Raw genomic sequence first — 12,146 nt, 5'->3', positions numbered from 1 at the left:
GTGGACTGCCGGTGAAGTGGACAGCAAGCTGCACAACATCATGCAGTCGATCCACCATGCCTGCGTGCATTACGGCGAGGAAAACGGTCGGATCAACTATGTGAAGGGCGCGAACATCGCGGGCTTCGTCAAAGTCGCCGATGCGATGCTCGCGCAAGGCATCGTCTAGGCCTCGGGTTCGATCACCAGCACTTCGATCAACTGGTCACCGACGGGGCGCTTCCACAGCACTTCGTCGCCGACCTGGGCACCGAGTAACGCGCGGCCCAGCGGCGAGCCCCAGTTGATCAGGTTGGCGGTGGCGTCGGCTTGGTCTTCACCGACTAATTGGATGCGCTGCTGCTCGTCCTGCTCGTTGGCAAAGGTAGTGACAGAAAAAAAACGGGGAATGCTGTATTTTTGCGGCCTGCAGACCCTGTTACTCGAAATCCGGGTTATGCTTTGTTTCCAACATCCAGTTTCCCCTGGAACGGGACTTTACCCTGAAATTTAAGACCATACTGCTGGGCAAGGAGCTCTCGGCCATCGGCAGCCCGGTGTGGAGTCAGGAAGCGGAAGACAATCTTTTTGAATATGGAGTGAAATTTATGATGGCGGAAGATGAGAGTGAGGAACTGATGCGAACCCTCTATGAGCTACAGCTAAAAATGAAGAAAAACATCCTCTTTGCCGATGGCAGCTTTACCGACAAAACGGCCTATCAGTATTTCGATGAACTAACCGGACAGCCCAACCTGGCCAAGGTCGATTTCAGCCAGTATAAGCGCAGTAAATTTTGACGGCATAAAAAAGATGAACCCGCGGGTTCATCTTTTGGGTTATCGGTAGGCTACCGTACCGACCAATGACCAGGGGGCAGACCCTTGTTACATCATGTTGTCCGCATCAGAGCGGACAGGTTACCTGTCCGATTCTGCAGCGAACAACAGATTAACAAGGGTCTGACCCCTCGGTCATTTTCGGTACTAAGTTAGTTGCTTCGATATTTGATTGATGAGCGTGGGTTCATCTTTTTTTTACCATTTAGCCAACCGGAAGGGGAGCTTCTAGGAAATCGACGCAGAGGATGTATTTTTTGGCGGCTAGCCGGAAGACCCGCGAATAGGTGATGCAGAGGCTGCCGGTGGCCATCGATACATAGGGTTCAGAAATATAGGTGTCCTGCCGGCGTTTGATTAGATTATAATAGAAGTTTTTAATCGAATGATCGACGCCCATCTTGGCCGAGTGAAAGACCAGTTTTTCGCAGGCACCGATGTTTTTGGCGCCGATGGTGTCGCTGCATTGGATTCCGGCTTCGTCGAGCACGTAGGCGCAATCGACCGCATCGGTCTGGAGCAGGCAGTGGTGGAGTTGGCCGTCAAACTCGTCGGGGTGATCGACCACCGCCAGCGCTTTGATCATCCCATTAACAGTTTGGGTGTAGGCTAGGCATTTTTGATTATAATCCTCAAGCTCCTGCAGCAGCAGGGCCTTGAAGGCATCGACGACCTCGGCGGTTTTGACAATCAGCTCGGCTTTGAGGACAAAACTGTCGCTGGGTCTGGCAAAATAGAAGCCCTGGATCACCTGGCAGCCCAGTTTTAAGACCTGGATCGCTTCGGCGCGGCTTTCGACCCCTTCGGCGACAATCAGGGCGCCAATCTTATTGGTCAGATTGACCAGCGACTTAAAGACCTCCTGCTTGTGATAAATGCGATCGATATCGGCGATAATCGAGCGGTCGATTTTGACGATGTCCGGTTTTAAGCCAGCAACCCGATCCATATTGGAAAAACCGGCGCCGACATCATCCAGGGCAATCAGAAAGCCCTTATTCTTATAGGTGTCAACAAATTCCAAAAGACGCACGCTATCGAGCGCCTTGGACTCGTTGATCTCGATGACGATATTCTTGGGACTGATACCACTGCGGCAAACCTGATCACAGAGATAATTAGAGCCGCCAACCTCATCGATAATGGCTGTATCGAGGTTTAAAAAGAGCAGCAGATCGGGATTGGCGTGATGATAATCAACAAAGCCTTCTAGAACGGCGTCGCGGCAGGCGCGATCAAGCGGGGTGGTCAGCCCCGCCACAGCGGCGGCCTCAAAAAGCTGCTTGGGCGGGATCAGTTGATCAGAACCGGGAGCGATCCCCCGGATCAGCCCCTCCAGACCGAGGGTTTTTTTGCCGGTGACCGACATAATCGGCTGAAAATAGGCCACCAGGCTTTTTTTTGAAATGATTTCATGAATGTCAAATACTGCTCCGGCAGCGTTGTTATTGTGTCTTGCTATTTCCAATTTTTTCTCCAGAATTGTTGCGATTTTTAGGGTGTGTTATTGTGACGGTGTTTTTTATCGTCAGATGGTCAAAAAGCTAAGTTAGTACCGACAATTGTTACATCATGTTGTGACCAAGGGGTCAGACCCTCCGCATCGGGGCGAACACGGCAACGCCTGTTCGATCCCGCAGCGAACAACAGATTAACAAGGGTCTGACCCCTTGGTCATTGATCGGTACGGTAGTTTAGCAATACCTAAGAAGTATACGTTAATTGTACTGTGTTGGCGGGATAAATTCAACCCTTTTCGCAGATTCCAAAGTGCCCGAAGCGCGGCTGTCGGCCGCCACCAGCAACATCCAAAGATTTAAAAATCGTGGTGGATATGGTTACAGTTATGGCTGTGAATATGGGGCTCGGTTTCTTTGGACTTATACAGGATAAAATCCTGATAAGCCTGATTAATCGTCTCGTAATTTTCAAAAATGCTGATATTGCCAATATTGTCATGGACAGCCGTCAGTAGTTCATGGACATGATGACGTTTTAAATAGTCGGGTAGACTGACATCAAAATTGACATAGGCACCGATTGCCAGCGCCTGGCCATAAAACTCGGCCAGCGCCTGCATATGAGTGGTCAGATCAAAGGACAGCAGGTTTTCATAATCCGGGACGGTGCCACAGAGATAAGAAGTCAGAACCGCCTTGTTTTCAGCGCTGGTCAGGTTGTAATAGAGGTAAAAGCTGCGAAACCAGGCGCGTACTTCAGCCAAGAATAAAAAACAGGCCGAATCGGGGAAATGGGCGGCCCGTAAATTGGCAACCCCGTATTTTTCCTGAATCTCGGCAAAGTCAATCAGCCGGGTGTATTCATAGGCAATCGCCTGACCGTATTGCTGGCTCTGATCAAAAAGATCTTCATGGAGTAGCAGGTAGAAATGGCGATCCTGGTCATCCGGCATCACCAGCAGCTTGAGGCGGTCATCCAGGTCTTGTTTAGAGGCTTTAACAATCGCCTGATCGCATTTGCTGTTGGCCAGTTTTAGTCGCTCGGCATAGAGATCGGTGGTGATAATGAATTCCAGCGGGTAATCTTTTTCGACTTGATAAACGTGGTTATATGTTTGGATCATGTTTGTGATAAGAGACATCAGAAATCCTCCTTCAGGATACAATAAAGTTTTAGGAGCGCTAAAGGGCATATTCCTTTGGAACAATGCCAATTGGCCTGGCGGTAACAAGAAAGTGTTACTTAGTGTAGTATAACCGTTTCGGGGGATGGTGTAAATGGGGAAATCTTGATTTTGTGGAATCTGGGCAACCGATTAAGTAAAAAATTGTTTACTAGGTGGCGGTTCGGGTATATTTCAGTTAACATCAACACCGGGACTAAACTTTTTCTGCTAGTCGGGGATTGAAAGGATGTCGATATGAATTGGTTTGCCGCAATCTACTTTAGCTGTTTTAGTTATTATTTTATGACTGGTGCGGAACTGATGGGATTGGCAACAATGCCAAGGACGAAGCGATTATTGTTTCGACCATTGTCTTAGGCATTAAACTCGGCTGCAGCACCATTGCTGAAGGGGTCGAGAACCAACGACAGCTGCATTTTCTAAAACAGCACGGTTGCGAAGAAATTCAGGGCTATTATTTTTATCAGCCAATGCAAGCCCCCAAAATTGAGCATGAATTGCTCAACCAGTGTAAAAAAAACAATGGGCTAGTCTGTCTGCCAGCCCATAAAATTACTGCAATTTCCCGGCATTACATGTAAATCCGAGTCGGTTTTTAATCGACAGCCGCGACAAACTGTCGCGCTGTTTTATCAGGGGGGTGACCTTTTGCTATTTTATTTTTGGCAAGGGGCTGGTCGCCGCCGTTCCGATTTTAGCGGTTTTTAAAAAGACCAGCAGTTCTTCCTCGCTCAGCGGTTTGGCGTAGTAATAACCCTGTGCCAGGTGACATTGGTTTTTTTTGAGAAATGCGATCTGTTCGGCGGTTTCGACACCTTCGGCAATGACCTGCAGATTGAAGTTTTCGGCCAGTTCGATGATCACCTTGGCAATTGCGCCGTCGTCATGGTCGGGAATATCTTTGATGAAGGCGCGGTCAATCTTTATTTTATCAACGGTAAATTTCTTGAGGTAGGAAAGCGACGAATAACCAGTTCCAAAATCATCAATGGCAACCGGGATTTTGGCCTTATTGAAGGTGGTCAAGACTTCTTCACATTCTTTCTCATTATCCATCAGCGTCCGTTCAGTGATTTCCAGCTCTAGCAGCTCAGCCGGCAGGCCGGTTTGCTGAAGCATTGCGGTGATAATGTCCTTGATATAAGGCAGTTTAAACTGTAGCTTGGTCAGGTTGATGGCGATCGGAATGGGATAACCCAAATCGTAGAGCCGTTTGCCAAAATGGCCGGCGCTCAACAGCACCCATTCACCAATTGGCAGAATCAGATTGGATTCTTCGGCAATGGCAATAAAGTGGTCGGGTGGGATCATCCCGCGCGGACTGAACCAGCGAATTAGTGCTTCAATGCCGACGATGCGATGGTCGCGGATATCGAACTGCGGCTGATAATAAAGCCGGAATTCATTGTTGACGAGGGCATTGCGCAGCTGCTGCTGGATTTCATATTTATGGAGTGACAGGTTGTTAATATGCTGGTTATAAAAGGCTAAGCTACTGAATTGATCCTCAATGACATTGTTAAGCGCTGTGGTGGCGGTTTTAAAAAGTCGCAGGTAACTGCTGGCATCGCTGGGGTAGAGGCTGATGCCGATATTGGTTTCAATGATAAAGCTTTGATTATTAATGAATAGATCAGCACTCAGATCCTTTGACAATGCCAGCGTCTCGAGATAGAGCTGTTCCGGCGACTGGAGCTGGGTTTTAAAGATCCCGAATTCATCGTTATTCAGGCGCGCCAGAAAATCCTGGCTGGAGACGCTTTTGGAAAGCCGTTCGGCCAGTTCGATGATGATCGCATTACCAAAATCGAAGCCGTGGGCCTCGTTGATAATGCGAAAATCGGCAATATTAATGAGAATCAGGGCATGACTGGCGGTCTGACTTTTATCAGCTGCGATTAAAGCGGTGGCCTCTTGATCAAGAAAAAGTCGGTTAGGGAGCCCGGTTAAGGGATCCACATATTTTAAATCATTGAGCTTCTTTTCAATTTGCTTTTTAAGCGTTAAATCGCTGATATTGCCGATGTAATAGCAACCTTCAGCGGTCATCACCTGACTGATTTTAAGAAATAGTGTCAAAGCGCTGGCACCGGCAGGGGTATGGCTAATTTCGCCGCTAAAGCGCTCGTGGCTGGCCAATTGGGCAATGACGTTTTCGTCGATTAGCAGATGGCTTTCGCGCAGGTTGATATTGACGACGTCGGCATCGGCAAGGCCGACAATCTGCGGACAGGCGGCATTATGGTAAATACAGCTAAAGTTCTGATCAAGGATAAAGACCCCTTCTTCGGCACCAGCCAAGAGCGCAAGGCTCATTTCAAGCTGCATCTGAATTGCCTTGCGGTTCTTTATTTCCTGATTGAGGGTGGTGTTATGCTGTTCAATGGCGGCAATATTCTCAAGAATCCGGCGGCTTGTCTGATGCAGACAATTGGCGAGGACACCAATCTCATCGGCGCGGGCATAGAATCCGGCGGGCAGATTGATCGGCGTATCATCGTGACTGAAGGAGTCAATCGCGGCAGCGATCGTGGCCAGCGGTTTACTGATCAGACTGGTCAGGCTGCGAATAAACAGCCCAATGATCACCACCAGCAATAAAAAGAGCAGCCCGTTAATTCCGATAAACTGGTAGAGCGGCGCCAGCACCTCGGATCTGGGGATGACCGTGGCGACAATCCAGTTGCTTTTTTCAGTGGGGACATAGGCCAGATAAAAGGGGTTGCCCTTATTAGCGACGTTGACCACCCCGCTGTTGCCGGAAAAGATGGCACTACCAAAGTCGTTCAGACTACTATCGAGATTGGCGGCCGTAATTTTTGCATCGGGCGCCTGTTCGGGACGATAAAAAATACCACCGTCCTTATTGATCAGCAGGGTTTGACCATTGCTCCCGATCTGATGGGAATTCATCAGTTGGTAAATATCGGAAACTCTTACATCAATACCCAAGGCGCCGAGGGTCTGCTTGTCGGTGCTAATTGGGGTGGTAATCGAGACGACAAGTTCCTGGGTGACAAGATCGATATAGGGTTTGGTGATGGTCGTCTGGCCGGCGGCAATGGTTTCTTTGAACCAGTCGCGTTCGCTCATCTGATAACCCGGTGCCGAATCAAAGGCGGCATCGGAGGTGATCAGGTCATTGGCCGCGGCGATGGCAACGAAGGCGAGGTTGAGATTCGCATCAGAAGCTTTAATTGCCTGCAGTGATTGGGTGACTCGAAAAAAGAGCGGATGGGTGCGTTTTTCAGATTGTGATTTTATTTCGGCGAGCACCTGAAGGAAGTCCTGGTTGGTTTTCATCTGTTCAACGATGACACTATTTTTCTCAAAGGTGCTGTCAATTTCGGTCGCAATCAAACGGGCATCCTTTAACAGGGCGGACTCGCTGTTTGCCGCAAAGAAAGTATAAAGCATTTGAACCGAAAATAATCCATAAAGCAAAGTTGAACCAATCACAAAGGCACTCAGGACGAGGCCGATGCGCCGGATCAGACTTTTTTTAAACCATTTCATAAGACACCCCTTTTGCTGAATTGTCGGAACAAACGATCAAAGCATTCGTCTGTTGTATTGATACCCTAATCTGTAAAGAAATCGCATCTGGGGAAGAAAAACAGGCGCAGTGAAATTGAAGCGGTAACAGGGTTAGTCGGTACCATTAAGCAGCGAAGAGATGTCGCTGCTTTCTATTTCTTAGAATAACAGTTCTGAGAATTTCGGGTTTAAGGCTTGTGAAAGAGTAATTGCATGGACACCTTAGCCGAATAAAGAAAAGCTTAAACGATAAGCGCCGCATCATTTTTTTTGCATTTTTTGAGATTGCTGATGTTGTTGGCTTTTAATTCAGCTAATTTAGTTCGGTTGCTAGCATTAAGTCAAAATCGATGTTTGCATATTTATCGACAAAAACATCTTTTTGGGTTGACATAATATAGGCTTCGGAAATTCGTTTAGAATCGAGGTTTTCGGTATAAATATTTGCGGTGGGATAGCTTTCTAAAATTGTCGTTCGGATCCCTTCATCCTGGCCAGACGTCCACTGGTAAGATAAGTCATAGGAATGAATAATCATGATGTTAGGGGCATCTTCTTTGGCAAAGAAAGGGGAATACATCAAAAAATGGCAAATACTGGGATAGCGATGAGTAGTTCTAAAGCCCTGATTATAATTAAAATGGTACAAGTGCATTCTAATCAGATCCGTCGCAACTAAAACAAACGTTAATCCGCTGTTATCGGGGGTATACTGTAGTTCAGACACGTGCCCGCCTGGGGACTACCATTTTTGAACTGGAGATCACCGAATCCATTTTCAGGGAAGATACAACCCTGAAAATGGATCAGCTCAGTCAGATTAAAAGCATGGCGATGACCATTGCCAGCGCTGATTTTGGCAGCAAAGACTAACCGCCACTGATTGGTCGTTTTTTTCACCTTCTTTACTGTATTCATACCATCGAATTTTTTATTCAATCAGAGCGGCGGTTGGTTTTGTGTGGCGGGTGGGTAAAAAGTAGTGTGACATTAACGTAAATAAATTTGGGGAGGCACATGATGATTTTTATGGGTTTGTTTCTAACGGGGCTGGTCAGCGGTCTGATTCATTGGTTGATCCGGCGCAACAATGGAGCGTTGCTGGCCGAAACGCTGCTGCTGCACCAGCTGTTTTTTCTGGGGGTTGCGATGACGATCAGCTTTATGGGCCATGTCCTGATGAGCGAGGAGATTGCCGCCCAGATTGGCTGGGTCTCCAACGGCTTTCAGAAAGAGCTCGGTTATGTCTCCCTGGGGATAGGCATCTGCGGGTTTCTGGCGGTCAAGTTCCGGGGGGCCTTCTGGGCGCCGATTATCATCATTTCGGTGGTGTTCTTTTTTGGCGCGGCGCTCATCCACCTGCGGGAACTGCTGACGCTGGCTAATTTCAACCCCGGCAATGCCCTGATTATCATTCCCGATCTGCTTGGGCCGGTGACCCTGGTGGTGCTGGGGTTGCTGACGCTCCGGGAGAAACGGCGGTCAGGCGCTGTGTGATCACGTCCAGGTTGAGGATAAGGGCTGGCATTGCGATAAAAACGATACCAGCAACTGGCCGCGGGACGGCGACTACGCCGGGATCCGGGGCGAGAGCCTACGGATTGAAGCGGTTAAGATCGTCTTGACCGCTGCCGACGGCCAGGCGGTTTCTGATTTCAGCGTCAGATACCGCTAAAATTTGTGAAATGGGATTGCAATTATCCGTAAAAATCGTCATCATAGCATATGTCTATTGTATTCATACCCCAATCTGTTGCCACGTTACAAAACGTGCTTGATAAAGTGTGTTGATTTATGAAATTGATTTTAGTGCAAAGAGGTGGCTTTTATGAGTTCCAAGAATAGAGTTGTAATATCATTTATGGTCTTCATATTGGTGATGTCTCTATTTATATTTACAGCGGCGATTGAATATAATCGAAGCTATCAAAATCACATCAAAGAAACGCAAGATACCTTTAGGTATGTCAAGATTAATCTAGAAAATGTAATCACATCGAGAATGGCAGCCATCAAAGGACTAAACGCATATATTGAAATAAATCCGGATTTTAATCAAAATGAGTTTAATTATTTTGCAAAAGGGATTTATGAATCTTCTAGTGATGTTGTTCAGAGTATGTCGTTTTTGACCGATACAAAAATCACACACATTTATCCATTTGATGATTACAAGAGCATCATTGGCGTGGATTTAAGTTTAAATGAAGAACAAAAGGCTTGGATTGATTATGCAAAATCTAATCAGAAGGCCATCATAACAGCGCCAGTTAATCTCGTTGAGGGTGGAGTTGGAATTGTTGTAAGAATCCCTGTTGAGCGAAACAACAATTATTTTGGCCAAGTTTCGATTGTTTTTGATTCAGATAAAACGTTAAAGTCAAGCGGACTTATTGAGCTTGCTGACCATTATTATGTTGAATTATCAAAAATTGATGAGCTAAGCAAATTGGAGCGTGTTATTTGGACCAATAAAGTAACTGACGATACTTTTTCTGACAACAATATGATTTTTCATCACGTTAATCTATATGATACGACAATGATAGTAAAAGCCGTTCCTAAAAGTGGTTTTGATGGCAAATCGGTATTGTTTTATTTAATTCTTTTGATCGGCTGGCTGATTGCCCTAGTGTCATGTTTTATGGCATATAAACTGTTAGCAATTACAGTGAATTTGAGTCATTCAGAGAAGGCTTTAAAAGAAAATAATGAAGAATTAGGCGTTATGGTTAATCAACTTAATGCTCAAAACAAAGAAATCCATCAGCAAAAAGAGTATATCGAATTTTTAGCTGATAGTGATTACCTGACTAATTTATTCAACAGAAGAAAATTTACGAAAGATATTATGCATCATATTAAGTTAGAAGAGAGCGGAACAATTCTGCTGCTAGATATTGATAATTTCAAAAATATCAACGATACGCAAGGCCATCATTATGGTGATAAGGTGCTGCAACACATGAGTTGTATCATGACAGAAGTCCTATCCAAGAATACAACAGTGTATCGCATTGGTGGTGATGAATTTGCGATCCATCTGTCAGGGATATGTGACAATGAAAAAATCGAAGCGCATATAGCATTACTTTTTGATGCACTGATAGAAAATAATTACATTGAAAAAATAAAGAATCGAATTACTGTAAGCATCGGCATTGCAAAATATCCGCTCGATTCAAGTAATGTTGACGATCTGCTAATAAAGTCAGATATTGCCATGTATCAAGCTAAAAATCAAGGAAAAAATAGATTTTGTTACTTCACAGAAAACTTGATTTCTGATTTTGATTATACTGTTAAAATTGAAAGAGAATTGCAAAACGCTTTGGAATTAGATAAATTCAAGTTGCTTTATCAGCCGATTATAGATTCGAGAACCGGTCACGTTTCATCGTTTGAAGCACTCTTAAGAATAGAAGATTCACTACTGTCGCCGTTGCAATTTATTGCTGTCGCAGAAAATTCTGGACTGATCATAGCAATCGGCCATCAGGTCATTGATCAAGTTTGTCGGCAATTGCGCAACTGGAAAGCAAATCATGGCGCGATTAAGCCAGTGGCAATTAATATTTCTGCCAAACAGCTTTATGATGGCAAAATTGTCGATTATCTTAAAGATACCCTAGCTAAATATGATATTGCACCGAATCTTATCGAAATAGAGATCACCGAAAGTGTTTTGATTGAGAATTCAGACTTTAACATTGCGTTGTTGAGTGAGTTGCGTCATTTAGGGTTTAAAATTTCGCTTGACGATTTTGGAACCGGTTATTCATCATTGAGTTACTTAGCTTATATGCCGGTCGATAAAGTAAAAATCGATAAGAGTTTAAAAGACCGTTTTCTTTTTTTAGAGGACCATTCTATCATGGAAGGAATTATTTCAATATGCCATGGATTAAAGTTACAGGTTGTAACCGAAGGGGTTGAATCAAAAGAGGATTACCAACGGTTGCGCGCCTTTGGATCTGACTTTCTTCAGGGATTTTACTTTCAAAAGCCGATCGAACCTGAAAAAGCGATCAAGTTGTTAGATCAGAAGTATTTCACGTAAGCTATGAATTAAAGGGTAGAGCAGATCTTGTTAGATAACTGATCTACCCGCTGCTAAAATCACTTGATGGTGAGTATCGGCTGCTAGCAGTAAAAAACTATGCCGTTTTTTATGCCATGATGAATTTTTCAAAGACCGTCAAATCTTGACAAGCCAATAATACGACCCCAAGCTCAGATCAATTGACTGGGCTTTTTTACGGCACTAAAGGGGCGACTTGGAGAGGCGATGGTGATCAGGCGCGAAACAATTGTGGTTAAAAATAGGCGATTGAAAGAATCGACAAAAGTCTCATGGAGTGATAAAATAAGAGCAGCGATTTCATAAAAATGACAATGAATTAGAGTGATAATGAATTAGAGTGATAAGAAATTTCCAACAAAAACTTAGGGGATTGGAGAAGAAATGAAAATCAAATTGCTTTACTGGGTTGGCTTGATGATCCTGGTGTTTCTTTGTTTGACGGTAACGGCTTTTGCAGTTGACAGCCCAGTCGGGGTAGTCTATCGCGGTCATATTCAGGATTTGGGCGATTATCCGTCCGATGGCAGCTGGCTGGACAGCCCCGAGATGATTGGCACCAAGGGTCAGAGCAAGCGGATTGAGGGCTTTTCGATCAAGCTGACTGGGGATATCCCGGCGGACATGGTGATCCGTTATAACGTCCATGTTCAGAATAAGGGCTGGCTCTATGATGCAAACGATTCCACTGACTGGCCTCAAGATGGCGACTATGCCGGGACGAGCGGGCAAAGCTTACGGATTGAAGCCGTCAATCGCCTATGACGTACTGGCGGCCTGCTGTGAGGATGACGTAACAGACCTTATCGGTCATATGGGTACGCGCTGGGGATCGTTCGTGCTGGGCGCTATGCCGAATTTACCCACGCGCTGATTTCCAAACGTTTTATCCGCGCCGACGAAACCCTCGACCTCGGGCATCTGGCTCATATTCCACCGGGAGAATTCATCGCATCCGATATTGTTTGAAAGGACCTCACCCCTTGACTAAGATTATCCGGTGAGATAATTTTGTCGAGTGATTTGTAACAGCATAGACTTGCGACCGAGCAAGGAAGGTGTC

The 12,146-nt window shown here is 45.6% G+C and carries 12 protein-coding genes and 2 pseudogenes; 7 read left to right on the top strand and 7 right to left on the bottom strand.

The window, feature by feature from the left end:
* Positions 1 to 169, top strand: a pseudogene (locus tag QZ998_RS16145) (NADP-specific glutamate dehydrogenase); the annotation flags it as partial.
* On the opposite strand, the gene QZ998_RS16140 reads toward QZ998_RS16145, so the two are convergent.
* Positions 166 to 390: a GreA/GreB family elongation factor gene (locus tag QZ998_RS16140; protein WP_296561861.1), complete on the bottom strand. Its 225-nt coding sequence runs from the start codon at positions 388 to 390 to the stop codon at positions 166 to 168. The pseudogene QZ998_RS16145 and the gene QZ998_RS16140 overlap by 4 nt on opposite strands.
* Positions 391 to 395: 5 nt before the next feature.
* Here QZ998_RS16140 and QZ998_RS16135 point away from each other — a divergent pair, with 5 nt between their 5' ends.
* A complete protein-coding gene (locus tag QZ998_RS16135; protein WP_296561860.1) occupies positions 396 to 779 on the top strand; it encodes a PilZ domain-containing protein in 384 nt (127 codons plus the stop codon).
* Positions 780 to 1,023: 244 nt separating this feature from the next.
* Here QZ998_RS16135 and QZ998_RS16130 read toward each other — a convergent pair whose 3' ends face one another.
* Both QZ998_RS16130 and QZ998_RS16125 read right to left on the bottom strand, forming a co-directional pair.
* Positions 1,024 to 2,286, bottom strand: coding sequence for an EAL domain-containing protein (locus QZ998_RS16130; RefSeq protein ID WP_296561858.1), 1,263 nt, complete (start codon positions 2,284 to 2,286; stop codon positions 1,024 to 1,026).
* Positions 2,287 to 2,634: 348 nt separating this feature from the next.
* Positions 2,635 to 3,420: a hypothetical protein gene (locus tag QZ998_RS16125; RefSeq protein ID WP_296561857.1), complete on the bottom strand. Its 786-nt coding sequence runs from the start codon at positions 3,418 to 3,420 to the stop codon at positions 2,635 to 2,637.
* 350 nt (positions 3,421 to 3,770) lie between these two features.
* On the opposite strand from QZ998_RS16125, the gene QZ998_RS16120 reads away from it, so the two are divergent.
* Positions 3,771 to 4,046 (top strand): EAL domain-containing protein, encoded by a 276-nt coding sequence (locus QZ998_RS16120; RefSeq protein WP_296561859.1) that lies wholly within the window; start codon positions 3,771 to 3,773, stop codon positions 4,044 to 4,046.
* 70 nt (positions 4,047 to 4,116) lie between these two features.
* Here the strand turns inward: QZ998_RS16120 and QZ998_RS16115 are convergent, their stop codons facing one another.
* The 3 genes from QZ998_RS16115 to QZ998_RS16105 form a co-directional block, all read right to left on the bottom strand.
* On the bottom strand, positions 4,117 to 6,981 hold the full coding sequence (locus tag QZ998_RS16115) for an EAL domain-containing protein (protein ID WP_296561856.1): 2,865 nt from the start codon (positions 6,979 to 6,981) through the stop codon (positions 4,117 to 4,119).
* Positions 6,982 to 7,315: 334 nt separating this feature from the next.
* Positions 7,316 to 7,729 carry a hypothetical protein gene (locus tag QZ998_RS16110; RefSeq protein ID WP_296561855.1) on the bottom strand — a complete coding sequence of 138 codons (414 nt, stop codon included), beginning with the start codon at positions 7,727 to 7,729 and terminating at the stop codon, positions 7,316 to 7,318.
* Positions 7,690 to 7,920 carry a hypothetical protein gene (locus QZ998_RS16105; protein ID WP_296561854.1) on the bottom strand — a complete coding sequence of 77 codons (231 nt, stop codon included), beginning with the start codon at positions 7,918 to 7,920 and terminating at the stop codon, positions 7,690 to 7,692. Before QZ998_RS16105 ends, QZ998_RS16110 begins: the two co-directional genes overlap by 40 nt.
* Positions 7,921 to 8,022: 102 nt before the next feature.
* On the opposite strand from QZ998_RS16105, the gene QZ998_RS16100 reads away from it, so the two are divergent.
* Positions 8,023 to 8,499: a DUF6790 family protein gene (locus QZ998_RS16100; protein WP_296561853.1), complete on the top strand. Its 477-nt coding sequence runs from the start codon at positions 8,023 to 8,025 to the stop codon at positions 8,497 to 8,499.
* Positions 8,492 to 8,581, top strand: a pseudogene (locus QZ998_RS16955) (hypothetical protein); the annotation flags it as partial. The gene QZ998_RS16100 and the pseudogene QZ998_RS16955, both read left to right, overlap by 8 nt.
* 15 nt (positions 8,582 to 8,596) lie before the next feature.
* On the opposite strand, the gene QZ998_RS16095 reads toward QZ998_RS16955, so the two are convergent.
* Entirely contained in the window at positions 8,597 to 8,722 is a 126-nt protein-coding gene (locus tag QZ998_RS16095; RefSeq protein ID WP_296561852.1) for a hypothetical protein, read from the bottom strand.
* Between the two features lie 108 nt (positions 8,723 to 8,830).
* On the opposite strand from QZ998_RS16095, the gene QZ998_RS16090 reads away from it, so the two are divergent.
* Positions 8,831 to 11,062, top strand: coding sequence for an EAL domain-containing protein (locus QZ998_RS16090; RefSeq protein ID WP_296561851.1), 2,232 nt, complete (start codon positions 8,831 to 8,833; stop codon positions 11,060 to 11,062).
* Positions 11,063 to 11,467: 405 nt separating this feature from the next.
* A complete protein-coding gene (locus tag QZ998_RS16085) occupies positions 11,468 to 11,848 on the top strand; it encodes a hypothetical protein (RefSeq protein WP_296561850.1) in 381 nt (126 codons plus the stop codon).
* Positions 11,849 to 12,146 lie beyond the last annotated feature (298 nt).

Origin of the sequence: uncultured Acetobacterium sp. (assembly GCF_927416815.1) — a bacterium.
Classification (GTDB): domain Bacteria; phylum Bacillota; class Clostridia; order Eubacteriales; family Eubacteriaceae; genus Acetobacterium.
This window is presented reverse-complemented; position numbering and strand designations above follow the sequence as displayed.